Origin of the sequence: Azonexus hydrophilus DSM 23864, assembly GCF_000429605.1 — a bacterium.
Taxonomy (GTDB): Bacteria; Pseudomonadota; Gammaproteobacteria; order Burkholderiales; family Rhodocyclaceae; genus Azonexus; species Azonexus hydrophilus.
In genome coordinates, this window is the sequence record NZ_AUCE01000012.1 from 362,663 (window position 1) to 386,715 (window position 24,053).

A 24,053-nucleotide genomic window follows, 5' to 3' on the forward strand; every position below is an offset into this window, starting at 1 on the left:
ATCCAATTGATCACACTGTCGGCGGTTCCAGGGTTTCCCCCTGTTCAACACGATACAGCCAAGCCAGCAACTCGGCTACCGCCATGTATAACTGTGGGGGGATGTGTTCGTCAATATCCACTTGGGTTAGCAAGGCGACAAGCTCTGGCGATTCATGAACGAATACGCCGTGTTCCTTGGCCTTGGCGATGATTTCCTCGGCAACCAGCCCCTTGCCCTTGGCAACGACGCGGGGCGCTGCGTCGGTTTGCCGGTAGGCTAGGGCAATGGCCTCACGTACTGGGTCGTTCGGATTGATCTGTGCCATGGTCGACGAGGAGTTGGCGTACCGTCAGGCCGGCCGCTTCAAGTTGCTTCTGCAGTGTAGGCAGCGAATCGCGCAGGCGGGATTCGCCATCGCTCGAGGTGGACAGGATGCGGATGCCGAGCTCGCCACCTGGCTGCAGATGCAGGCGAGCATCGATATCGCCCAGCAGGGGCAATTGCAGCTTCAGGCGGGTATGCCAGCGGGCACTGGCTTCTTCGCCGGTTAACTGACGATCTTCCGGGTTTTCACCAATTTCCCACCACATCTTCTGGCCCGGCCAGACCTGTCCCTGCCAGGCAAAGCTCTGGTTGGCCAGTCCGTCGAGTTGCTGCTGGACGATGGGGGCGATTTCCCGGGGGACGCCACCGGTGAGCGCGGTCTGTCCCGCAGCCGATTCGGTACGCGGGTTGGCGGTTGATGCCGGATTGCTTGTGGTTGCCGTGGGCTGTCCTGAATTGATTGCCGGAGAGAGTTTACCCTGAGGCTCCATCTGCAACTGTTCGGCGGGCAACTTGCCGCTGATCCAGCGTGCTTGGTGGGCTTCGTAAAAAACGCCACTTTGACTCAGTGCCTGCTTTAACAGGGGGGCGAGTGCTGCGCCATCCTTTGGCATGGTCGATACCAGCGCCTGGTTGCCGTTCAGAGGGGCGGCCGGCGCCCGCTTGCCTTCGCCGTCGATGCCTTGCATCAGGTCGCCAATCAGTTTGCCGGCCCGGCTCAGGTAGGTGGCAACGGAAGGATCAGCCGTCTTGGCCTGGGCGTCCGATCGGTTGGCGACAAAAGCCAGTGTCAGCTTGCCATCGGACTCTGCGACCTCGAGTTCCAGGCTATCCCCGGGCTTTGCGGCAAAGGGCAGTGCCAGCGTAACGTCACGCTGGGCGACCAGAGCTCGATAACTGCCATTGGGCAACAGCGCCTGAATTTCGGCAAATATGCGCTGGCCGGGAACGAGATTGCTGAGGACATCGGCAATCCGTTGCGTGGGAGAAACCGGCTGGGTCTGCTGGGATTGTTGCGTGCTACTCGAATCGGCCAGGGTGGGGCGCAGGGCGCTGGCGACATCCGGCGGAATCATGGCTGGATTTTCGGTTTGCTCAGTGCATTAACCAGCGGGGCAATCTGCTCCTTGCGCGTCATGCAGGCTTCGATCGCGCGCGTCAGCTTGTCTTGCATGGCTTCGAGCCGCTGGCGCGTGATGCTTCCCGATGGCAAGGGACCGTTTGCGGCGTTCAGTGCGCCAAGCAAGGCAGGCTCCAGGTCCGGCAAGCTTTCCCATTCCCCGTTGTTGAGCATGCTCATCAAGGTATCCAGTTGCTCGTCCAGCGCGGAGAGGGCGTCTGTGGGCACAGCTGATCCCCCGTTGTTGGTCAAGCGCCGCCTTTACGGAGGTTTTCACCCATCTCGCGCCAGGCGCCCGAAATTTCACTGAGCAGCTTTTGCACTTCGCGAATGGCGTTCGGGTCCTGGTGAACGTTGGCGTGAATCAGGCGAGTGACCATGTAGTCATACAGTGCCTTGAGATTTTGCGCCAGTTCCCCTCCTTCCTCGACGTTCAGGCTGGCCGAGAGGCCGCTGAGGATGATGTCGATGGCTTTCATCAAGGCATTGGAACGGCCGGGAATATCATTGGCTTCAATACAAGCCAGTGCTTGGTGCATGGCGCTTTCTGCACCATCGAACAAGAGGATGATCAGCCGATGCGGGTCAGCGCCATGGACTTCTGACTCAAGATCAATCTGCTTGTAAGCAGCAATGGGGCTTGAAAACATGCTGGTGCAATCAAAAAGGTGAAAAACTCAGGCAGGTCAACGACTAGTCACTTGGTAAACATGGCGAGTTGTTGCCCCAAGTAACCGCTCGTAGTCTGCATGGAGTTCACATATTTGTCGAGCGCCGTGAATTGAGCACGGTAACGTTTCTCTACAAGGGCAATGCGTGCCTCCATGCTTTCCTTGCTGGCGTTGAAACGTGAGACGGATTCGTTAAGGCTTTTTACCCTGAAGCCTATCGTGCCATTGCTACTCTGCAGGTTGGTGATGGCGGTTGCGTATTCCTTGCCATAAGCCTGAAGCAGGTTTGTCACGTCATTTGGTGTATCTTTGATTGCCTTCTCCAGCTTGGCTGTATCGAGCTTGAGTTCGCCGGATTGCTGGATGCTGATGCCTATTTCATGAAGTGCTTTCAGGTTGGCGCTGGATAACTCGCTGGGAACACTGGTGCGTACCGAACCGAGAACGGAAAGCACGGAGCGCGCCGAACTGTCGCCGTTCAGGGCCTTGGCTGTTTTAGTGGCCTCATCGTAGCTGCTGTTGGATTTGATGACCTTGGCGACCTCGTTGTAACCATCAACGAAGGCTTGGACTGCCGTAGTGATCTTGGCCGTGTCAGTGTTGACAGTGATGTTCGAAGTGCCAAGCTTGGCTGCGGTGAGTGTCAGCCCTTGAATGGCGCTGGAGAATGTGTTCGTGCTTGAGGTAACCTCGATGCCATCGATCTTCATCTTGGCATCCTTGGCCGAACTGCGCATCAGACCATCCGCGGCGTTTGCGATGGCAATTTCTGAATCGGTCAATGTTGCGACTTCTAGTGCCTGCCCGGAGGACGGGGCGGCGGAGGATGTCAGGGTGAAACTGTTCTCTGCTCCCGGCTTGTCGCCGGTGAGGATCATGCGCTGGCTACCGTCGCCCGAGGTTACGACTGTTGCCGTGATGCCCGCTTTGGCGCTGTTGATCTGCGCGCTGACTTGCGACAGCGTTGAGCCGGCATCAACGGGGACGCTGATCGGGGATCCTCCGTCGATGCGGATCTCGATGCTGCCTGCACCAAATGTGGTACCGGCAGCATAGGCGTCGGAATAGCTTTTTTGCGGGCTGGCTAGTTGCGTGACTTCCATCGTGTAGGAACCAACGGCGGCCATGAAACTTGCGGATGCATTCAGTACCGAAGTTTCGCTGGAGCTTGCGCCCATGGCAGACAGTCGCGATGGAAACTGCCAGGTTTCGGCCGCGCTCTTGAAGCTGTCCAGCTTGGAATTAAGGGTGCCGTAAACCGAAATCTTGCTTTTGGCAGACGAAATTTGGGCATCGATGCGAGAAATTGGTGCACGCTCAGCCGCAAGAATCTTGGTGAGCATGTTTTGCAGATCGACGCCTGTGCCGATACCCAGTGAACTGACGCTTGCCATGATGACACCCTCCTGCTTAGGTTAAGCCTTGTCCCGGATCAGTAGACCTTGCAGTTTATCCAGCGCCTGAGCCAGGGCAACCGCTTCTTCGGACGGCATCTGCCGGATGACTTCATTGGAATTGCGGTCAATGATTTTGACTACGCGGATACCGGATGATTCATCAACCGAAAAATTGATGTCGGCCTGGTTTGGCGCCACGAATTTTGCCAAGCGATCAACGGCGTCCTCAACACTCTGGCGCGACGGTGCATTTTCCTGTTCGCGTTTGGCGGTCGAAGGGGTGTTGGCCTGCTGGGCGCCGGATGCCGGGGCTTCCGATTTCAGCGCGGGGCGCGCAGACTGTTGGCCTGCTTCGCCAGGCATGGGCTTGGAAACCGCGCCAACGGAAGCTGCAGATTCTATGTTCATTTTCTACTCCTAACGAACAAAGGTGCGGAGGCTGTTTGCAGCCACCGCACCTTTTCGGAAAACCGCTGAAGCTAGCGGTTAGCGCAGCAGCGACAGCACGTTCTGCGGGATGGCGTTGGCCTGGGCAACCATGGCCGTACCAGCCTGCTGGAGCACCTGGAAGCGCGACAGACGCGAGGTTTCTTCGGCGAAGTCGGCATCCATGATGCGGCTGCGGGCGGCTTGCTGGTTTTCGTAGCTGACGCGCAGTGCCTGAATGACGTATTCCTGATTGTTCATTTCAGCACCGGCCGAAGCACGGGCAGAGGCTACGGAGTCGAGCGTCGCCTGGTCTGCGGCTGAGGTGACGGCAACCGAGGTGAAGACACCACCGGCGGCAGCTGCGTCGGTTTGGATATCACCGGCGGTAGAGACAAGTGCATCCAGTTCGGCAGTGAATTGACCGGAGGTGGAACCCGCAGCTGCAACCATCGCGTTCAGTTCGATGATTCGGGTGACGATATCGCCGACCACCGCCAAGGCACCATCGCCGATCTGTGCAGCAGAGATCGCATCCTGTGCGGTCCGGATATCCACTGCCGTGACGCGCGACTGGGATTCCTTGGTCATGCCGACGGCCAGACCCGAGGCGTCGTCCTTGGCGGAGTTGACGCGGAGGCCGGAAGAGAGGCGCTCAATCGCCGAGGAGAGGCCAAGGGAATTCTTGGCCAGGTTGCGTTGCGCGTTGAGCGAGTAAGCGTTGGTGTTGATCTGGGTCATTTTGCATCTCCTGGTTGATTGTACCTTGGGGCCTCAGGGCATATGCCCTTATTGCCTCATTCTTGCGGCGATTGATTCGCTGACAGTTTCATTAACGGCCATGCCGGGATTTACTTTAGTGTTTTTTTTCCGAAATCGGCAAGTGGGTAGCCAGCCATTCCGGGAGATTGTATTCGAGCAGGAAATTGGCGCTGACCCAGTGATGCATGCGTTTGCCTTCGACCTCGCGGGCGTCGGCATCATGAATACGCTCACGTAGTGCCGCTATCCAGGCCTTGGCGTTGTTGGGAACACAGCAGGCGGGACTGTTCCGGTAAGGGTCGATGTCGGTGCACACCACCGGGAGGCCGAGAATACCGTATTCCAGCAGGCGCAAATTGCTCTTGCCTCGGTTGAATGGCGTTTCGGCCAGAGGCGCGACGGCAATGTCGAGATTCAGCCCGGCAAGATATGCAGGGTATTCGGAAAGTTTGACCAAGGGGTGGTACTCGGCAAGCAGAGGTTTGATATCTTCCGGGCACATGCCGAAAAAAATCCAGTCAGCTTCTTTGCGGGTTGCTTCTATGACTTCCTTGAGTAGCACCAGGTCGCCCTGATGCGTCGTGCCGCCTGCCCAACCGATGCGCGGGCGGACGGAAGTTCTTTTCAGTTTTGGCAGAGATAGCCAGGTTTCACCGGGAATCAGGTTGGGAAAAACGCGGATGTCGGCGATCAGGTTGCGGTAGGAGTCGGCCAGATAGTCCGTTGAAACGACTAAGCGGTCGCAGTGTTCCAGTGCGTATTTGAGACGCGTGCGGCTGTCGGGCGGGATGTTGATCTTCATCGGGTTGGTCTCATCAAGCTGCGTCAGCAGATCGTCCATGGCATAGACCATGAAGGGTCTGGCAGGAAGTCTATGCCAGGCGTTCAGTTCAGCCAGTCGAGTATTGTTGACATACTGATGCACGATGAGGACATCGGGCTTCATTCGCAGCAAGTCTGCTGGCGGTATATTTGGCTCACCCTGTCTTTGCACGTGAATGGAGGCTTGTGCCAGTCCCCGGTCGTGCACTGCCTGAACCGGTATGCCGAGGCGAATTGCGCCTTGGCCCGCTTGTAGGGGATGCGCCAGAATTCGGGGCAGATCGAGCGGCATCCGGTCCCAGATGGCGGCATGCGGTGTTGGTGCGGGCTTGGACGACGAGAGGGAGAGGTTCGGGCTCCACAGCGGATCGACTGCAGCCCGGGGCCACCAGCGTTGGTAGAAGTATTCCCGGGCTTTTAGTCTTGTGTAGGCCTTTCCGGCTTCGGCGAGCGGGTCCAGTGCGGGGGCAATGTCGCTGACATCACCGAAGCCAATCGATGACAATGGTTGATAGATCAGTCTCAGTCCACTGTCTCGTAACTTGAGGGCGAGGTCGATGTCGGCAAAATAGTCGCCAAGGTTTTCGTCATCGAAACCTCCGGCCGCGCGGAGCCCATCAAGCCTGATCAGCATGCAGATCGTCGATAGTGCGCTGACGTCGCGCGCGGCTTTGATGCTGCTCAGATATCCGGCACTTTCTTGCGTCGCACTTTTTTCGTACAGAGGGGCAGCGATGCCGTTAAGGATCTTGTTGATCGGGAGGCGGGTGCCAGCCTGTGGTCCAGACTCTGGGGTGATGTCGCCTGCCGTGATGCCGAGTACCAGTCCGGCATGATGAATGGAGCGGGCGTCTGGTCGGACGATGCACGGAGTAGCTCCTCCAACGCCGCTTTGGGCGCATGTGCTGACCAGTATTTCCAGCCATTCAGGATCAATGACACAGGCTTCTTCGTCCAGGAAGACGATAAATTCTCCTGTTGCGGATTGGCTGGCAGCGTTGCACAGGCTGGCGAGACTGCCAGGGCTGGGCCTGATGACCTCCAAGTGCGAATCGTTGCTACGGACGAAGGTCTCCAGCCAGTCCTCGAGGTCCGCATCACGGACATCCTGAGCCAGAACCAGACGGAGTTGCAGTTTTTCCCGCGGATAGCGAGTTTCCTTCGTCAGGCCTTGCAGACAGCGTTGAAGCAACTCAAGACGTCCTCTGGACAGAACGGCTAGCGTAAGGTTCGGGAGTGTGTTCAGACGGTAGCGAATATTCCAGCTTTTCCCGGTCGCGGGGACAATTTCCGTTCCCGTCTTTTCATGATCGACGTATTCGAGAACGGATATCACGCAGGTTTTCGGATCACTCGGAAATTCCATAGGGTAGGAAATGAGTACGTCCGGGATGTGTCCGATGCTTTGCCAACCCGAACTGCGAGCCGTACGCAGTATCTGGTGAAACCAGGGGCTGGCGGAATGTGGAGAGGCCCCGCCGATGGCATTCCAGTTCTGGCGTGTCATGCAGACTGGTCCCGCCAGATCGGCTGACTCCATTGCTGCAGGATTGACACCTGGTTTGAAACGGGGAGCGAAGGTCTGCTCTCCTGTATCGAAACAATCGTCGTCGACAAAGAAGCAGCAAATCCCCGCTGACTTACCTGCTTCGACGGATATTCGCCAGAGGTACAAGGGGTCCAGGCGTGCACCCGCGGGGAGTTCCAGGACCCAGTCTGGCTGGTTGATCTTGACCACGGCATCCATGACAGGTTTTGCTTCATCCAGGCTGGGCAGGGTGTGCCAGGCAATGCAGGGAATTTCCTCCAGTCCATCTGGTGCCGGAATCTGCGTCAGGATGTCCAGTTGCCAGGTACCGAGATGTTGCCGATTTAGGCTGTCGAGGGTTTCCGCAAGAAGCGTCTCGTGACCATCGGGAACCCGAATGAATATCTGAAAACGCCGTCCTTCTTCGTCAAGTTCGGCGATCTCGTTTGCGAGCCGTTTGATGTCTTTCTCAGACAAGGCGCGCAGTCTTTGCCATTGTTGATAAGCCTGCTCGAACGGGGTGCCAGCAAGCGCTGATTCTCTAGCCGGTGGCGTAAACCCGAATTCGGCGGCTTTGAGTTGCAGGTGCTTCCACGTGTTGACGTATTCCTTTCGGGTGTCGCCCTGCTTTTGGGTTTGCCCCTGATGCATCCGGAATTTGCATACAGGGTGAGCAACATAGGCCAAGTCCCCCTTGGATAGCAGGTGCATGGCAGTGCAGACGTCACCGAGGCCGACGCACGGAAAGCCATGCAGGGTCATGATGTTCTTTTCCCTGACAGCCAGGGCATCACTTTTCCGGAACATCATGGCGGTGGGTTCGCCAAGATAATTGATGCGGGTGGAGAGAATTTTTTCAATGACCATGCGGCCATCGAATTGTCCTGAGCTGGTACTCAGCGGTTTGCCCAGAAGGTCAGGGGACAAGGACGAGCCTGATGCATCGATTGGTTGCCGCTGTCCGGTGGCGAGCGTTGCGCCCGGGGCTTTGTTCAGGGCATTCAGCAGTTGTTCGACGGCATCATCCGACAGTTCGTCGTCATCGCATACGGGCTTGATCAACTCGCCGCTGGCAAGCCGAATGCCCTTCATGAGATTTTCCGCCTCTCCCAGCGCTGGACGGTTGCGGATATAACTGATCCGTGGGTCCAAGGCCTGAAATTCCCGGGTGAGCTCGCCGATCCTGTCGTTGGGGCTATCGTCGAGAACGATGATTTCGATGTTCGAATAGGTTTGCCTGAGGCACGAATCGATGCAGATTTTGAAGAAATCGCTGCGGAAGGCAGGGATGAGCAAAGAGACCAGAGGATTCTTGTTCGTCTCGGGAATAGGCTTGAGGATTTCGAGAATCAATCCCGGGTTTCCAAGCTTTTCCAGGGTTTTCTGGTCCGCTCGACAGCTCGCCGTGAATGCTTGCGGCGGCATGAGGCCACAAAAGGCGGCATAGTCCGCCAACTCGTTCTGCAGGTTACGTAGCGCTATGCCTGGCGGGGTGTTGATGCACAGGCGAATTTTTCCACCCGGCTTCAGTATTCTCCGACATTCCCGAAAGATCTTCTGGGTCTGCGGCCCTTCGAATCCCCCTGAGGTTTCCGGAATGATGATTTCGCTGATCGAGGCATTGTCGTAGGGCAGCATGCCGTGAAAGTTGTCATCAGGAAAGCTTGTTCCATGCCGTGCATGCCCGGGAATATCAATCGGTGCATCACTTAACAGGATGGACCGAGGTGCGTTGGTTTTTTGCATTTTGGGTATTGGTGGCCGGGTGGGATGGTGGAGGCTGGTCGTGGCGAATATTACGGCTACGCGATTCGTTGATAGCGCGTGAAGACCGTTTCGGTAAGTCTCTCGGGCGTCAGGCCGTGCATGTCGAGAAGGTAGGGATATTCGCCGGCCTTGTCGAACTTGTCAGCCAGTCCAATGATTTCCAATGGCGGATGTTGCCCGAATCCAGCGAGATGCTCGGCAACGGCACTGCCCAGTCCGCCGATGCGGCTATGCTCTTCAAGCGTTACCATAAGTTTTGTTGTTGTACAGAGATGCTCGAGCACGCCGGTGTCGAGGGGTTTCAAAGTGTGCATATTGACCACGCTGCATGAAATACCCTTCGCCTCAAGACGTATCGCAGTTTCCAATGCTGCATGGACCATCGAGCCGGTAGCAATCAGCGCGATGTCCTTCCCCTCGCGGAGGGTGATGGCCTTGCCGATCTCGAATGGATAGTCAGCCTGGTAAACGACCGGAGTGTTGACGCTGCCCGTCAGGCGGATGTACATCGGGCCATGATGGCTGGCTGCGGCGAAAACGGTTTTAGCGATTTCGCCGCAGTCCGCCGGGCAGACAACCGTCAGATTGGGAATCGCACGCATGATTGCGGCGTCTTCCAATCCATAGTGCGAGTTGCCTAGCAGTCCCATGGCCAGCCCGCTGCCGATGGCGACGGCCTTGACATTGAGTTCCATGTATCCGAGATTCATGCGGATTTGCTCTGCTGCCCGCATGGAAATGAATGGGGCAAAAGATGTCGCGAATACCGTGAAGCCTTCTTTGGCCAATCCGCCCGCGATACCGATCATGTTCTGTTCGGCGATGCCGACATTCAGGAATTGTTCCGGATAACTGTTCCTGAAGCGCTCCAAGCCTGACGAGTTGCCCAGGTCGGCCGATAAAACCATAAGCTTCGGGTCCGAACCCGCAAGGGCTAGGATGGCCTGGCCGAACATGCCGCGGCTGCCCAGACGCGACCACAGTCTGGCGTTGGCCGGGGTGATTTCCATCATTGAATTTCTCCCACTTCGGCGATTGCACGCTCAAAATTTGCCTGCGTCAGGCGATTGTGGTGCCAGTCATTATTGTTCTCCATAAAGGAGATTCCTTTACCCTTGACCGTGTGGGCGACGAGCACCCGCGGACACCCCGGGCGGGGCGGGCGAGTCATGGCCGAGAATAGTTCCGGGATGCAATGGCCATCGACGTCGCAGGCGTCCCAGCCGAAACTTCCCAATTTTTCGGAAAGCCCCCCCAGATCCATGATTTTCCTGCTGTCGCCGTCGCTCTGAAGCTGGTTGTAGTCGATGATGGCGATCAGGTTGTCGAGTTTGAACTGTGCGGCCGACATGATGCTTTCCCAGACGGAGCCTTCGTTGCATTCGCCGTCCCCGAGCAGTACGTATATCTTGTGATTCTGATGTTTTCTTCTGGCGGCCAGTGCCAGGCCGATGGCCATTGAAAGACCGTGCCCCAAACTTCCGTTGGAAGACTCGATGCCCAATGCGGGATTCATGACCGGGTGGGCAATCAGGTCGCTGCCATTGTGCTGGAAGGTCTTGAATGTTTCTTCGGAAATCATGCCGGCCGCGAGCAGCGCGCTGTAGAAGCCGAGAACGCCGTGACCTTTGCTCAGGATGAATCGATCACGGTCCGCCCACGAGGGATTCTTGGGGTCGAAACGGAGTACTCTCCCATATAGGGTGGCGGTGATTTCGACAATTGACAGTCCGCCGCCAAGATGCGCACTGAGATTGCAAGCGAGACTCGCCTCAAGGATATTTCGCCGCATGAAGCGGGCCATGTTTTCCAATTCGTCAAAATTCATCGCCCAAGCTCTCTTCAAAGAATGCCGCCATCGACACGAATGACCTGCCCGGTAATGTAACTGGAAAGATCGCTGGCCAGAAAGAGGGCGACGTTGGCGATTTCGTCGGGCTCCGCAGCGCGTTTCAGTGCTGACGCCTCGATCAGGCGGTTGCGGGCGAGCGGGTCCATCTGGTCGTACATGTCGGTGTGGGTGATGCTGGGGGCGATGGCATTGACCCGGATACCCGAGGCGCCGAGTTCGCTGGCCATGGTCCGGGTGGCCTGGATCAATGCGGCTTTGCTCGCCCCATAGGCGGTCATCCCGGGTTCGCCGATCAGCCCGGCGACCGAAGCCAGGTTGATGATGCTGCCCGAGCGCTGGCGCGCCATCAGTCGTGAAATCGATTGAGTGAACTGCAATTGGGCAAAGAAGTTGATCTCGAATATCTGGCGCAGGTCTCTCTGGGTGGTCATCTGGAACAGTGCGCCGCTGGCCGCTCCCGCATTGTTGACCAGGATGTCGATCTGACGTCGCATGCCGACGATGCTGGCCACGGCTTCCTTGGTTGCGTCGGTCGAGGTCAGGTCGAAAGAAACGATCTCGATGGCGACGCCATGCGTTGCCGCCAATTGGGCGCAATGCTGCGCGAAATCGGCGGTCTCGGCTCGGACGCAAGCGATGATGCTGGCGCCCTGGGCGACAAAAGCATTCAGCGTGGCCAGTCCGATGCCGCGGTTGCAGCCGGTGATGATGGCAAGTTTGTCTTTCAGGAGCATGGTGGGGGATCCTCGAATGTCAGACGGGTCTCACTTGCCGGATACGGCGGGGGAACCCGGAAAATCGGGCCGCGTTCGTAAACGATTTCCAGCAGTTCCAGATTGCCATCAGCTACGTCCCGTCCCGCCGGGAAAGGTGCGCCTGGAATGTCACCGAAAGCCTGGCGAACGCCAGGATCCAGACAGTAGCACTGGAGAGCGAGCAAGAAGAAGTCGGCGAAGGCCTTCAGATGTTTGCGACGGACCCGGGCTAGCACCGCTTCGCGTGCCGGCGCGTCGAGAGCGGCGAAGGATGCGTCCGTACATTCTCCGGTGATGATTTTCTGCAGGGCCTCGAGTTGCGATGTACGGGCGTGTTGTGCTGCAAAGGCGACAAGTTGGTCGGTATTCATGGCGGCAATGCCGACGTCGGGTGGCAGCAGGTCGCCGAGGAGGACGGAAAGCGTGCGGTCGCCGGTTTCCAGAACGCTGCTCATGGGGCGGAGCGCTTTCTGGCGATGATGCCATCAGCGATATACAGGGCGATTGCCTGCATCGTCGAGACTGGATTAACGCCGCCAGATGTTACAAAAACGCTGCTATCGACAATATACAAATTGTCGATGTCGTGGCAGCGCCCCCGGGCGTCGACCACGGCGCGGGCCGGGTCGTTACCCATGCGCGTGGTGCCCATCAGGTGCCAGCCGGTGTGGCGGACCGGACCGAATGCCGCGGTGCGCCGGGCGCCAGCGGCACGCATGACCTCCTTGCCGCGCTCGAGCCCGTGGGCGAGCATGTGCCGGCTGTTCTCGCTCAGCGTGTAATGGATTTTCGGCGCCGGGATGCCGTTGCTGTCGGTGAGTTCGGCGTCCAGCGTGACGCGGTTGTCCGGGTCAGGCAGGTCTTCGACGATGATGCCCATGCCAGCGAGATGGCCGAAGCGTTCGCGTAGCGCCGCGTGAAATCCTGTGCCTGGCGGTATTTCTCGCCGCAGGAAGCCGGTCGTTGCGGTTTCCAGCAGTCCTGGGCCGCGCAGTAACTGCATCGTGTAGCCGCGTACGAATCCCCGGGAGGTGTCGGTTTCGTAGAACTGGTGGCTGTAGATCGAGCAGCCCTGAGGGCCGAGCTGGCTGTCCAGGGCGTCGTCGAACAGGCCTTCCACGTAACCCAGCGGATGCAGCATCAGGTTCCTGCCGACCAGTCCGGAGCGGTTGGCCAGTCCGTCGGGAAAGGTCGGGCAGGCGGAATTGAGCAGCAGGCGCGGGGTACCGACGCCATTGCAGGCGAGGACGACGAGTCGTGCCGGCTGCTGCCATTCGTTGCCGTCAGCGTCGAAATAGAGGACGCCGCTGGCTTTCCCCTGTGCATCGAGCGTGATCCGGCTGACGCGGGCGCGGGTCTGCAGGCGGACGCCGGACTGCCTGGCTTCCGGCCAGTAGCTGACGTCGGTGCTGGCCTTGGCGCCTTGAGCGCAGCCGGTGTTGCACGGGCCGAGATTGATGCAGGGCGGGCGGCCGCGGTGTGGACGCGTGGCAATGGCTGCGTAGGCGGGCCACCAGTGCCAGCCGAGCCGGTTGAAACCGCGTCCCAGGCATTCGCCGAGTCGGCCCATCGGCACCGGCGGCAGCAGGCCGTCGATCGGCGGGTAGGCGGGATCGCCGCCGAGACCGGAAACCCCCATCATGCGGTCGTTCAAGGCGAAGTACGGGGCGAGTTGCTGATAGTCGATGGGCCAGTCATCGGCGACGCCGTCCAGGCTGCGGACGCGGAAGTCAGAAGGGTGAAAGCGCGGAAAGTGGCCGGAAAAGAGGATCGTGCTGCCGCCCACGGCATTGAAATTGGCGATGGCGATCGGTGAATCGCTGTCGTTGATCGGGTAATCGGCTTCCCGGCGGCGGACGTTGGGGCTGACGTGGAATTCCTGCTGGCTGGCCAGCTCCCCGTCCGGGCGGGTACTTGGGTAGTGGGCCGGGTCCATGTAGTCACCCTGCTCCAGACACAGTACATCCAGCCCGGCCTGGCCGAGGCGCCAGGCGACCGCGGCACCGGTGGCGCCGGCGCCGACGATCAGGATGTCTACGGGCTCTGCTTTGGCCATCGTCAGTTTTGCGGCTTTTTCGGCAGGAATTGTTCGAGGATTTCGGGGATGGTGATCATCATTTCTGCCTCGCAGGCGATCTCCCCGTTGGTGTAGCCGGTGGCCGTGCCCTTGGCGATGCCGCGCTTCCAGGACAGCACCTTGGCTTCGATGACCAGTTGCTGCCCCGGCAGGACCTCCTTGCGGAAGCGGACCAGGTGCTGCAGCGCATGTGTGACCTTGCCCTTGTTGCCGGGCAGGGTGGTGATCGCCACCGTCAGCATCTGCGCCATCGCTTCCAGTTGCAGGGCACCGGGCATGTTCGGGGCGCCCGGGAAATGCACCGGGAAATACCATTCGTTCATCGTCAGGTTCTTGTAGCCGCGGGCGCTGACGCCGGGGATGACTTCCTCGACGTGGTCGATCATCAGGAAGGGGTAGCGGTTGGGCTGGTATTCGAGGAGTTCGACGCAATTCAGGCTGAAGGCTTCCATGGCGGCTTTCCAGTGGGTCATTGGGTGGCGACGATGCGCGACAGCGCGCCGACGACATCGTAACCGTCCCAGATGGGACCGATGTCGAGTGCGCGGCCGACGGGAACGATGCGGTCGATGCCGCGCAGGCCGCGGTCGACGATCATCTGGGCAAGCTGTTCGCGGTCGATGCCGTAACAGGTCAGGGTCTGGGTTTTCTCGTCGACGATGGCGTCGAGGCAGTTGGTGTCCGGGCTGACGTATTCGAGGAACAGGCCGTGCCGGCCGCGCACGCGTTCGATGTCCGGGGGCAGCGCGGCCAGCCGGATGCGGTAGATGGCGTTGCCGTGCCGCGTGCTGGCGATGGCGGCGGGCAGCTCGAGGGCGATCCGGCAGAGGTCGCTCAGCTTGTCCACCGCCTGCACCGCGCTCAGCGGGTACTTGTCCCGGACGACCTCGGCCAGCGCCGGCCAGAAAACCGCCTGGGCGCGCGCGGCGGTTGCCTCGTCGCCAAGCCAGAGCACCAGGTGCGGCGACGAGCAGGCGTTCTGGTCGAGCAGGTAGGCGTCGTTGTAGAAATCGCCGGCCAGCTTCGCCAAGGCTGCCGCGTCGCTTGCCGCGACACTCGCCGCGTCGAGCAGGCACAGCGAGTAGCGGTCGGCGAAGGCGATCTCGACGCAGCGCGGTGGCATCGGCAGTTGCCGCAACTGGGCGATGGTACGGTCGCCGCCCCACAGCACGCGGGCGTCGCAGCAGGCCGAGAGGGCGGCGGTGATGGCGTCGTCGCGCGGGTAGCCGACGACGCGGTTCATCGCCGCGAGGCGGGCATGCACCGGTTCGGCGAACAGCTCGCGCAGCGCGGCGCACAGGATCAAGGTCTGCTCCTTGGGCGCGGCCGGTACCCGCACGATGTTGGCGTTGCCGGCGAGCATGCCGAAGGCGAGGCTGAAGGCGAAGTTGACCGGGACGTTGGCCGGTGCGATGTGCAGCGCCAGTCCGCGGCCGAGGCGCCGCTGCGGGCCGGCGGCTGCGGCGGCCAGGCGGGCCAGGTTGGCCGGCCGGCACCAGTAGCCGAAGGCGGCGATGTCGGGGAAGTTCCGGCAGGCGCTGTCGGCGAGCAGGCGGCGCGAAAGATCGGCGAGGAAGGCCAGCGTCGGCGGCGCGTAGGGCGGCAGCGGGCGGCAGTCGATGTCGGCGATGCCGGCGCCGGCGTGGTACACCAGCGGCAGGTCGGCGGGCAGCGGGCGTTTACTCATGGCTCGCCCGGACATCGCTGCAGCCGCGCAGTTCGGCGCTCGGGGCGCGGCCGGTCACGGTGAAGTACTTGCCCCGCCAGCCGCAGGGGCAATCGTCCTCGCCGAGCAGAACGCCGAGATCCTCGGTGAGCAGGGCGTGTCCCGGGTAGCTGAAGGGCAGGACGGAGAGGGTTTCGATCAGCCCGCTCTGGCCCGCCGGCAGGACCGAGAAGTCGGCCGGGTTGCGGATCAGGACGTCGGAAAACAGCGAGGCGTGGAGGTGGCCGGCCGGGCATTCGAGATAGATCGAGCCGGTCTGCTCGACCATGCCGTAGTAGTTGACGACGCGCTCGATGCCGGTCTGCGCCTTGAGCCCGGCCTTGAACTCGGCGTTGCCGACGGCCTGTTCCTGCAGCTTTTTCCAGCCGCCGCCATGCAGGAGCAGCGCGTTGTCGAGCGCCAGCCGCCGGCCCCGGGCGCGCAGGCCGAGGTAGAGGTGCTGCCAGATCAGGAAGGTGAAACCGAAGACCAGGATCGGCGCGCCGGCGTGGCGGGTGAGGAAGGCTTCGATCGCCGGCAGGTCGGGCTGCAGGTCGTCGTCCAGCGCATAGGTGAGGTCGCGGCCGAACAGCGAGAAGCCGAGAATTGCCGCGCCGCGCGCCGAGAAGCGCTGGCGGTCCCTGAGCACGCCGGGCGCGTCGACGATCAGCATGGGTAGCCGCTGGCGGCCGATCAGCTCGGCCATCAGCCGGGCCAGTACCTTGCTCTGCCCGGCCGCCGTCGCGCGGTCGAGGAAGATCCGGGAAACCGCCTGGCCGCTGGTGCCGGACGAGGTCATCGTCTTGAACACCTGGTCGGGAGCAACGCTGGCCAGTTCGTATTCCTTGAACAGCCGGACCGGCAGGAAGGGAATGTCGGCAAGGCCGGCGGCGGCTGTCGCGTCATCGCCAAAGATGTCGAGCAGGCGCGCGTAGGCCGGGCAGTGGCGGCGATGGTGTTGCGTCAGGCGGGCCAGGGCGCCGGCGAGACGGGGCGTCTTGTCGCCGGCAGCCAGCGCGAAGGGCGGAATTTCCAGCCACTGCGCCAGCTCGGCCAGGTAGTCGTCCACCGTCATGCCAGGGTTTTTCCGGCCAGGCCGGCCAGTTCGGCATAGCGCAGTTTGCCGGCATCGTTGCGCGGCAGCGCCGCCACGCCGACGACGGCGATGGCCGAAGGCGGCGCGCGCAGGGTCTCGGCAAGCTGGCGTTTGAGGTTGCCGGCGTCGGCGCCGTCGGCTTCGTTCAGGTAGATCACCAGATGATCGTCCTCGCCGCCGCAGGCCGCGTCGTGGCCCAGGGTGCGCAGCATGTCCTCGACGTCCTGCAGGTTGATGCGGTGGCCGAACAGCTTGAGGAAGCGCTTCAGGCGGCCGGTGATGTAGTAATAGCCGTCGCTGTCGCGGCGGGCGAGGTCACCGGTGCGCAGGCAGCCCTGGTTGTCGTCGCCGCGCGCCAGGTCGGCGTAACCCGTCGCGTAGCCGAGGCTGACGTTGTCGCCGCGATAGACTAGTTGACCGCTGGCTGAGGCGTCGCCCAGTGCGCTCCCTGCCTCGTCTTCCAGGCTGAAGCTGCCGCCGGGAATGGCGCGGCCGATGCTGCCCGCCTTCTCGACGCTCATTTCCGGTTCGAGGTAGGACATGCGCGCGGTCGCTTCGGCCTGGCCGTACATCGTGTAGTAGCGCAGGCCCCGTTGGCGCGCTTCGACCGCCATTTCGAGGGCGATTTCCGGCGCCATGCGACCGCCGGCCTGCGTCAGCGTGCGCAGGCCGGGCAGCGACATACGCCAGAAACGCAGCTTGCGCAGCATTTCGTAGTGGTAGGGAACGCCGCCGAACGAGGTCGGCGCGACTTCCCGGAAGAAGTCCCAGAAGCCGCGGTCGAAGAAGCTCTTGCCGGTGAGGGCGATCGGGCAGCCGTGCAGGACATGGCTGTGGATGATCGACAGGCCGTAGGTGTAGGACAGCGGCAAGGTGGTGATCGGCCGCTCGTCGGGGCCGATGGCGAGATATTCGGCGATTGCCGCGGCGTTGGCGGCGAGGTTGCGCCGGGACTGGCGGACGAACATCGGGCTGCCGGTGCTGCCGGAGGTGGCGACCAGCAGGGCGAGGTCCGGCTGGATCGCATAGTCGGCCGGCGTTGCGCTGCCGAGCAGGACATGGTCGGCATAGGCGGCGGCTTCCCGGGTGCCGGCCAGTTCCGCGGCGCGCTGCCGCTCCAGCCAGTGGAAGGCCGGCCGGTAGGCGGCGATCAATGCACTTAACTGGGGGGCGGGCAGGCTGCTGTTGAGCATCAGCGGTACCGCCCCGCAGCGTAGCAGCGCCAGGTAACCGACCAGCGCGCCCGGCGTGTTGCCGGCCAGGCAGAAGACCAGTTGCCTGGCGCAGCCGGCCCGTTCGAAGGCGGTGGCCAGTTCGAGCACGCTGGCGTAGCGGTGGACGCTCGCGTCGTCGGCCTGGATCAGCGGCCGGTCGGCGAACTCAGTTAGACGGGCGATGAAGTCCATGCCGACGCAAACTGCCTCAGAAGGTCACGCCGTACTTGCCGAGCAGTTCCATTCCCTTGGTGTAGGACGAGAAATCGACGATGTCGTCGGTTTCCATCATGATCCCGAAAGTGTCTTCCAGTGCCGCGATCATGCCCATGTGACCGACCGAGTCCCAGGCTGGAACGCATTGATAGGTGAAGTTGTCGCCGAGGACGTCGGCTTCGACCCCGAAGCATTCCATAAAGACCTGCTGGTATTGTTCCTGATTGCTCATTGAGCGCGCGCCTTTCAAGATTTGTTGAAAACCCTGCGGGTTTCGTTTTTTCTCATTGCCCTTGCCGGATTGCCCAATGCAATCAGATCATCACCGAGATCATGATGAAGGACCGAACCCATGCCGACGATGCTGCGGTCGCCGATGCGCAGTTGTTCCTTGATCTGCGACCCCATGCCGATATAGCTGGCAGACCCGACGCGGGTTCCACCGCCCAGGTTGACCATCGACGAAATCACCGTATGGTCGCCGACGACGACGTCGTGACCAATGATGGCTTGGACATTAACGGCGACATTATTACCGACTTTAGCATCCGCGGCGACGCTGCAAAATGCTGTCAGGACGACGCCTTCGCCGAGGCAGGCGTAAGGCGAGACGATCGCCGATGGGTCGACGACCCGGCCCAGGCGGATGCCGTATTGGGTCAACTTCCCGTGCAGGGTTTCTCGGTGCACCGGTTCGCCCTGAGCGACCACCACCTCAATCGAGGTCGTGTCAAAATTTTCCAGTACCGAGGCGAGCGAAAAGGATTGCGTGTCACCAAACCAGGTGCCGGGAGCGGCGAAATCGTCAATGAAGAAGATGTCGTTCCAGGTCCTCGCCAGCCGATTGGCACGCTGTGCAATGTCGCGGATTTCCTTGCCGAAGGCACCGGCGCCGTAGATGAAGAGATGGGGATGGCTCATGGCATTGCGCGCCTCGCCGAGGAATGCCGGGCCAGCGAATCGACGACGATGCCGCTGATCCGCTCGATGTCGGCGGTGCCAAGCTCGAAATACAGTGGCAGGCAGAGGATGCGTCGGGAAATGCTTTCGGCGACCGGAAATGGCTGGTAGGGAAAAAGGTGATTGAGGGTGTTGAGCGCTGGGTAGAAGTAACGCCGGGCGACGATCGATTCGGCGAGCAGCGCTTGCTCAGTGGCGAGCAGGCTGTCCTCGTCCGGAAAAATGACCGGCAGGTAGCTGTGGTTGCAGGCTTCCGGGTCGATGCGCTGGAAGCGCAGTGCCGGCGCCGTGCCGAGACAAGCCAGGTAATGTGCGTAATCGCTGCGCCGCTTGTGTTCGACGGCGGTGGCGAATTCGAGGTTGACCAGCCCGAGCGCGGCGTGGATCTCGGTCATCTTGCCGTTGGTGCCGTCGTCCACGATGTTGCGCGCGTCGTCGTGGCCGAAGAAGCGCAGGCGGCGGATGCGGGCGTCGAGTTCAGGGTCGGCGGTGACGCAGGCGCCGCCTTCGCCGGTGTTGAACAGCTTGGTCGCGTGGAAACTCAGGGCAGTGACTTCGCCGGCCAGCGCCAGCGGCTGGCCGCCCTGCCTGACGTTGAAGGCGTGGGCTCCGTCGTAGATGACCTTGAGCCGGTGCCCGGCGGCGATTTCGCCGATCCGCCCGGTGGCGCACGGGTTGCCGAAAACATGGACGGGCAGGATGGCACTGGTGTGCCGGGTAATGCGGGCTTCGATCTGTGCGGGGTCGATATTCAACGTTTCCGGGTCGATGTCTACGAAGACCGGCCGGCAGCCTTCATAAACGATGGCGCTGGTGGTGGCGACCCAGGAAAACGGCGTGGTGATGATTTCACCGCGCAGGCCGAGCGCGCGGATCGCCAGTTGCAGAGCGATGGTCCCGTTGGTGACGGCGGCGAGCCGGGGCAGGGCCAGGTAGTCGCAGAGCCGGGCTTCGAGTTCGCAAACGAGGGGGCCGTTGTGCGTCAGGACGCCGCTTTCCCAGGCGGGTTCCAGCTTGCGGGCGAAGGCTTCAAGCCGGGCCAGGGCCGGTTTGGTGACATGTATGGTGGGCATGGGTTTTCAGTGCTTCGGTGAGCTTGGCCTGGCGGAGCAGTCCGTCAAAATCCGCGTCGTGGCTGTTGATGCGGCGGATGAAACTACGCAGGGCATTGGCAAAGTGATTGTCTTCGGCGATGGTGTGTTCTTCCGTGCCCTGCCCGGTTTCAATCCGGATGAGGGGTGCGAATCCCGGTGGCGCGGTGAAAATCCTGGGGGCGGTCAGCCTGGCGTTGGCGGTCCAGATCTCCAGTTCGCAGCGGTAATGGCTGTCGAAGCCGAAGGCGAGCTGGGCGGCGATGCCGTCCGTTGACACGAGCAGGGCGCTGCCGAAGCGATCGACTTCGCTGGTGGGTGGGGTTTGCAGATGGCTGGCCAGCAGCGTCAGCGGATCGCCCAGTAGTTCGCGGGCAATGCACAGGGTGTAGCCGCCGGCATCAAGCAGCGCACCACCGCCCATCCCCGCCCGGTAACGGAAGTTGTCCGGCGGTAGTGACGGGAAGCCGAAGCTTGCCCGGAGTAGGCGGATTTCGCCCAGTCGGCCGGAGGCCAGGGTGTCCTTGATGAACTGTAGTTGGCGGTGGTGGAGGAACATCCAGTTTTCCCCCAGTATTTTGTCAGCCTGGCGCGCCTCCTCGACCAGGCGCGCCGTCGCCGCGAGATTCGTGGTCAGCGGCTTTTCGCTCAAGACATGTTTGCCTGCGGCCAGCGCTTTCCGGGCCCAGGTTTCGTGCAGAGCGGGGGGGAGAGGAAGATAGACGGCGTCGATGTCGCTTCGGATCAGCAGGGCTGCGTAGTCGTCTTCCGCCGCGCAGCCGAACTCGCTGGCGAACTGCGCAGCCCGGCTGGCGTCGCGCGAAGCAATAGCGACCAGTTTCGCTTCCTCGACCTGGGCGATGGCCGGGGCGAACATTCTGCGCGCAATGCTGGCGCAGCCCAGTATGCCGAAGCGGATGGTCATGCCTCTGTCATGTGAAGGAAATCGCGGAAATCAGGCTACGGGCCTGCATGTTGAGATAATTGTTGAAGCGGATGAACTGTTTGATCTGGTTCAGAGTCATCCAGCGATAGTTCTCACTGGTCTCCAGTGGGAAATCCTCGTCGGCGAGGACCAGCAGGTTGCGGTTCTGTTCCTGGAAGAATCGGCCACCTTCCTCTGACTGCATGGTGTCAAACAGAAGTTGCTGCGGTTGGGCTGTGAGGATGTAGTCCAGATAGGGGGGGCGTTTTTCCGGGGCTGTGTCACGGAAATTACCGGTCAGGCACTGGACGGTCGGTGCGAATTCGATGATGTCGAAATTGCCGGGTTCGAGTTTAGCCTGGACCAGAAAGTGATATATGCCATTGATCGGTTTGATGATGAAGGCGAGCAGGCCCTCCTGAGCGCTTTCGATCAGCGGTTGGCTCCAAGCGCGAACTTCCCTGCCGCGAATATCGACGCGGGTACCGATGACCTTGAAGAAACGGTTCGCTTGGTGGCGGATGCAGTCGTTTTCGATCTGCCACTGGCGAAGTTCGGCAAGAGGTTTTCGGGAAACGCGAAGTTCGTAACGCGAGCGCAGGTGAGTGACCCAGGAAAGGATTTCTTCCAGGCTGTGCAGGCTCTCGCCGGCGTGGAGAAATGACCTCAGGAGAGAAATGGCTGGCAGGTTGCTTGTCGAGAAGTGTGTCGCGAAGAGGTCGAAATAGTATTCGGCACGGTCGTCGAATTCACCGTAGGAAATCCCGGAAATGACGGTACGGGTATCCATGTTGATGACGTTCGGCTGGCGGAGCAGGCGCTTGATCTGACCGAGTGTGAGCCATCTGAAATTGCGCATCGCCGAGAGCGGTCGCTGGGGCTCAATGATGATGTTGCGGTTACGTTTGGCGAGGAACCTGGCGCCCTGTTCGGATTGCAATTGGTCGAGGAGGACTTCCTCGGGTTTCGCATCCATGAAGTGTTCCAGATATTGCGGCGTTGCGCCGCCGTGGGCCCGAGTGTAATTGCTCTTCGTGGCTTGCAGGGTAGGTGATATCTGGACAGCATTGATGTTGCCGGGCTCAACTTTGGCCTGCATCAGGAAGTGCAGTATGCCGTCGAATTCTCTGGCGATGATGCCGAGAAAGCCGACCTCAGGCTGGTCGATGATCGGCTGGTCCCAGTTGGTGATGGGGCCCCAGTCGGTCGCTACCTCGATGCCTTGAATGGAGAAGAAACGTTTGCTTCGGTGGGCAAAACATCCATTTTCGGTGAATTCCCAGGATTCGAGATCGGTCAGTGGTATGCGTTCGATCGACAGGCTTGCCGACTGGCGCTCTTCGTCCAGCCAGTTGGCGATGGTTGCGTTGGGGGTGGTCGCGCTATCGACTACCAATGACGATTTCAGGAAACGTAGCGACGTATGCAGGCGTTTCGATGCCGAGGGGCGAGCTTTGCTCTGCGCGGCGCCTGCCATTAGGCGTTCTCCATGACTGTCTCGACTCGGTTCTTGCCAGTCTGTTTCGCTTTATACATCGCTTCATCGGCCCGTTTGATCACGCTTGCCTGATTGTCCCTTTCGGTCATTTGGGTGACACCCGCGCTGAATGTGATCAATACCTTTTCGTTATCGTGAAGGAAAAAGCGCTTTGTCAGTTCTCGCTGAAGACGTACCAGCACGTGAGTAGCATCGGCGATTTGCGTTTCGGGCAGCAAAATGACGAATTCTTCGCCACCGAAACGGGCTATCGTGTCTTGCGGGCGCAGGGTTTCCCGGCAAACCGAGGCCAGGTGAATCAAAGCCTGGTCACCGGCATCATGCCCCAGCGAGTCGTTCAGTTTCTTGAAATTGTCGATGTCAAGGAGGGCGACGCAAAGCACGGTGTCGTGGCGTAGTGCGCGAGCCACTTCCTTGTCGAACATTTCCTCCAGGCCGTGCCGGTTGAGTACGCCGGTGAGTTGGTCGTGACGCACCAGGTCGCTGGTTTTTTCCAGTTCCATTTCCAGTTCGCGGATACGCGCTTCGGAAGCCTTGACCTTTTCCTGGGTGAGCCGGAGCTCGTCGCGGGAACGCTGGGCATTGGTCTGGATGCTGCGGGTTTCGCGCATGACCTCGTCAATGACGTTTTCCAGTTCGGTGATGTTGTCGGCGGCACTGATCTTGTCCGCGTAACGTTCGATCTTGTCGTGATAGTCGGATGTCGCATCGGCGAAGTCGGCCAGGTGGTCGACGAAGCCGGTCAGCATCTGCTTGATCGCTTCGCGGGTTTCGAACAGGCCGGCCTTGAGTTGGCTTTGCTTGAACAGGACTTCCTTCAGGCGCCGCTCGGCGTCATCGATGGCGCGCTGGGACAAGGGTTTCTCGATGATGTCGCGCACGACTTCGATCTGCCCGTGCAGCCAGCGATCATCGATGACCAGCTCGGTCATGTTCTCGACCAGCAGGCGAAGCAGCCCAAGCAGGCTTTTGCGCAGTTCTTGCTGGTCTTCGGCCAGCAATTCCAGTTTGAAGGCAAAGCGCTTGAGGTGAGAGAGAAACTCCTTGAGCTCATCTGACTTGCGGGCGCGCCGGATATGGCTGGCAAGTTGTTTGGCATCCTGGGCAAGCTGAGGGCTTTCGATCAACTGGGTGGCAATCGCAGTTTCCAGGGTGAAAGCAAAGAGCTCACGCAATTCGGCGAGCAGCGCCGGGTCGTTGCTGCCTGTTACGGCGGCGGTAGCGGGCGCGGCTATCTCCTCTTCGCTCGTGTTCTCGGTCGGTCGTTCACCCTCCCGCCCTTGTCCCCAGGAACGCATCAGGCTCTGCAGGCGGGAGAACAGGTTGTCGGGGTTGTTGGCGCTGCCGTTCAGTACATGTTCCAGCGATTCGCGTTTTCGGGCCGACGTTACACCGGCATGCTTTGTTTCCCACTGGCGCAGTAGATCGCCGATCAATTCCCCCCAGGCGAGTTTTTGCGATTCGATCAAACCGTTGATGAAGGTCGTCAGATGTTTCTGGTAGGCGTCCCAGTCCTCCGCCTTGACGGCCTCGTCGAGTTGTCTGGCCAGACGCATCTGGTCCGGCGAGCTTTTGGGCAGCGCGCCAGACAGGGTGCGCAGGTGTTTTTCCGGGAAATCCTTGCTGACAGGTTTCGTGCCGGCAATCTCGTGATACAGCGTCTGGTAATTGTCCGGAGTAGGCGCAATGCGGCGCTGCGCAAGCTGCTTGAGTGTATCGCGGGCAATTTCGAAGGGCGTGGCTGGGTTGCTCATGTCGCGCGTGTATTAGATCGGCTTTGCCAGAAGACAATGGCTTGAATGGCTGATTCTACATGTCCACGCCTCGTTGGTGTTTGCGGTAGTTTGCCGTCCGGGCAAATGCAA

General features: G+C 60.6%; 23 protein-coding genes. All 23 read right to left on the minus strand.

Annotated elements, in window-relative coordinates; all coding sequences use genetic code 11:
• Nucleotides 1-10 precede the first annotated feature (10 nt).
• The 23 genes from G471_RS16820 to G471_RS0106005 all read right to left on the minus strand — a co-directional run bounded on the left by G471_RS16820 (nucleotide 11) and on the right by G471_RS0106005 (nucleotide 23,942).
• A complete protein-coding gene (locus G471_RS16820; protein ID WP_043420927.1) occupies nucleotides 11-307 on the minus strand; it encodes an EscU/YscU/HrcU family type III secretion system export apparatus switch protein in 297 nt (98 codons plus the stop codon).
• Nucleotides 273-1,382, minus strand: coding sequence for a flagellar hook-length control protein FliK (gene fliK / locus G471_RS16825; protein WP_051295306.1), 1,110 nt, complete (start codon nucleotides 1,380-1,382; stop codon nucleotides 273-275). Before fliK ends, G471_RS16820 begins: the two co-directional genes overlap by 35 nt.
• Complete coding sequence (locus tag G471_RS0105905) at nucleotides 1,379-1,654, minus strand: hypothetical protein (protein ID WP_157272452.1); 276 nt, start codon at nucleotides 1,652-1,654, stop codon at nucleotides 1,379-1,381. Before G471_RS0105905 ends, fliK begins: the two co-directional genes overlap by 4 nt.
• Nucleotides 1,655-1,674: 20 nt before the next feature.
• A complete protein-coding gene (gene fliS, locus G471_RS0105910) occupies nucleotides 1,675-2,076 on the minus strand; it encodes a flagellar export chaperone FliS (protein WP_028994530.1) in 402 nt (133 codons plus the stop codon).
• Nucleotides 2,077-2,123: 47 nt separating this feature from the next.
• Nucleotides 2,124-3,491, minus strand: a complete 1,368-nt coding sequence (fliD, locus tag G471_RS0105915) for a flagellar filament capping protein FliD (protein ID WP_028994531.1) — start codon at nucleotides 3,489-3,491, stop codon at nucleotides 2,124-2,126.
• Nucleotides 3,492-3,512: 21 nt separating this feature from the next.
• Complete coding sequence (locus G471_RS0105920; protein WP_028994532.1) at nucleotides 3,513-3,902, minus strand: flagellar protein FlaG; 390 nt, start codon at nucleotides 3,900-3,902, stop codon at nucleotides 3,513-3,515.
• Nucleotides 3,903-3,980: 78 nt separating this feature from the next.
• Nucleotides 3,981-4,661, minus strand: coding sequence for a flagellin (locus G471_RS0105925; protein WP_028994533.1), 681 nt, complete (start codon nucleotides 4,659-4,661; stop codon nucleotides 3,981-3,983).
• A 115-nt stretch (nucleotides 4,662-4,776) separates the two neighbouring features.
• Nucleotides 4,777-8,778, minus strand: coding sequence for a glycosyltransferase (locus G471_RS0105930; protein ID WP_081700120.1), 4,002 nt, complete (start codon nucleotides 8,776-8,778; stop codon nucleotides 4,777-4,779).
• 56 nt (nucleotides 8,779-8,834) lie between these two features.
• Nucleotides 8,835-9,812, minus strand: a complete 978-nt coding sequence (locus G471_RS0105935; protein WP_028994535.1) for a transketolase family protein — start codon at nucleotides 9,810-9,812, stop codon at nucleotides 8,835-8,837.
• The gene (locus G471_RS0105940) at nucleotides 9,809-10,627 is read right to left on the minus strand and encodes a transketolase (RefSeq protein ID WP_028994536.1); all 819 of its coding nucleotides are present in this window, start codon (nucleotides 10,625-10,627) and stop codon (nucleotides 9,809-9,811) included. Before G471_RS0105940 ends, G471_RS0105935 begins: the two co-directional genes overlap by 4 nt.
• Before the next feature lie 14 nt (nucleotides 10,628-10,641).
• The gene (locus G471_RS0105945; protein WP_028994537.1) at nucleotides 10,642-11,385 is read right to left on the minus strand and encodes an SDR family NAD(P)-dependent oxidoreductase; all 744 of its coding nucleotides are present in this window, start codon (nucleotides 11,383-11,385) and stop codon (nucleotides 10,642-10,644) included.
• Nucleotides 11,376-11,861, minus strand: a complete 486-nt coding sequence (locus G471_RS16830) for a hypothetical protein (RefSeq protein WP_043420931.1) — start codon at nucleotides 11,859-11,861, stop codon at nucleotides 11,376-11,378. The genes G471_RS0105945 and G471_RS16830 overlap by 10 nt, the downstream gene beginning before the upstream one ends.
• Complete coding sequence (locus G471_RS0105955) at nucleotides 11,858-13,462, minus strand: GMC family oxidoreductase (RefSeq protein ID WP_028994538.1); 1,605 nt, start codon at nucleotides 13,460-13,462, stop codon at nucleotides 11,858-11,860. Before G471_RS0105955 ends, G471_RS16830 begins: the two co-directional genes overlap by 4 nt.
• A 2-nt stretch (nucleotides 13,463-13,464) precedes the next feature.
• On the minus strand, nucleotides 13,465-13,935 hold the full coding sequence (gene fabZ / locus G471_RS0105960) for a 3-hydroxyacyl-ACP dehydratase FabZ (protein ID WP_028994539.1): 471 nt from the start codon (nucleotides 13,933-13,935) through the stop codon (nucleotides 13,465-13,467).
• Between the two features lie 17 nt (nucleotides 13,936-13,952).
• Complete coding sequence (locus G471_RS0105965; RefSeq protein ID WP_043420933.1) at nucleotides 13,953-15,170, minus strand: acyl-CoA reductase; 1,218 nt, start codon at nucleotides 15,168-15,170, stop codon at nucleotides 13,953-13,955.
• Nucleotides 15,163-16,263: a LuxE/PaaK family acyltransferase gene (locus G471_RS0105970; protein ID WP_043420935.1), complete on the minus strand. Its 1,101-nt coding sequence runs from the start codon at nucleotides 16,261-16,263 to the stop codon at nucleotides 15,163-15,165. Before G471_RS0105970 ends, G471_RS0105965 begins: the two co-directional genes overlap by 8 nt.
• Nucleotides 16,260-17,690 carry an AMP-binding protein gene (locus tag G471_RS0105975; protein WP_028994542.1) on the minus strand — a complete coding sequence of 477 codons (1,431 nt, stop codon included), beginning with the start codon at nucleotides 17,688-17,690 and terminating at the stop codon, nucleotides 16,260-16,262. The genes G471_RS0105970 and G471_RS0105975 overlap by 4 nt, the downstream gene beginning before the upstream one ends.
• 16 nt (nucleotides 17,691-17,706) lie before the next feature.
• Nucleotides 17,707-17,946: an acyl carrier protein gene (locus tag G471_RS0105980; protein ID WP_028994543.1), complete on the minus strand. Its 240-nt coding sequence runs from the start codon at nucleotides 17,944-17,946 to the stop codon at nucleotides 17,707-17,709.
• 14 nt (nucleotides 17,947-17,960) lie between these two features.
• The gene (locus G471_RS0105985) at nucleotides 17,961-18,635 is read right to left on the minus strand and encodes an acetyltransferase (protein ID WP_028994544.1); all 675 of its coding nucleotides are present in this window, start codon (nucleotides 18,633-18,635) and stop codon (nucleotides 17,961-17,963) included.
• Nucleotides 18,632-19,747: a DegT/DnrJ/EryC1/StrS family aminotransferase gene (locus G471_RS0105990; protein ID WP_028994545.1), complete on the minus strand. Its 1,116-nt coding sequence runs from the start codon at nucleotides 19,745-19,747 to the stop codon at nucleotides 18,632-18,634. The genes G471_RS0105985 and G471_RS0105990 overlap by 4 nt, the downstream gene beginning before the upstream one ends.
• Entirely contained in the window at nucleotides 19,704-20,690 is a 987-nt protein-coding gene (locus G471_RS0105995) for a Gfo/Idh/MocA family protein (protein WP_028994546.1), read from the minus strand. The genes G471_RS0105990 and G471_RS0105995 overlap by 44 nt, the downstream gene beginning before the upstream one ends.
• Before the next feature lie 7 nt (nucleotides 20,691-20,697).
• Entirely contained in the window at nucleotides 20,698-22,167 is a 1,470-nt protein-coding gene (locus tag G471_RS0106000) for an NDP-hexose 2,3-dehydratase family protein (protein WP_081700122.1), read from the minus strand.
• Nucleotides 22,167-23,942, minus strand: coding sequence for a GGDEF domain-containing protein (locus G471_RS0106005; RefSeq protein WP_028994548.1), 1,776 nt, complete (start codon nucleotides 23,940-23,942; stop codon nucleotides 22,167-22,169). The genes G471_RS0106000 and G471_RS0106005 overlap by 1 nt, the downstream gene beginning before the upstream one ends.
• Between the last annotated feature and the right edge of the window lie 111 nt (nucleotides 23,943-24,053).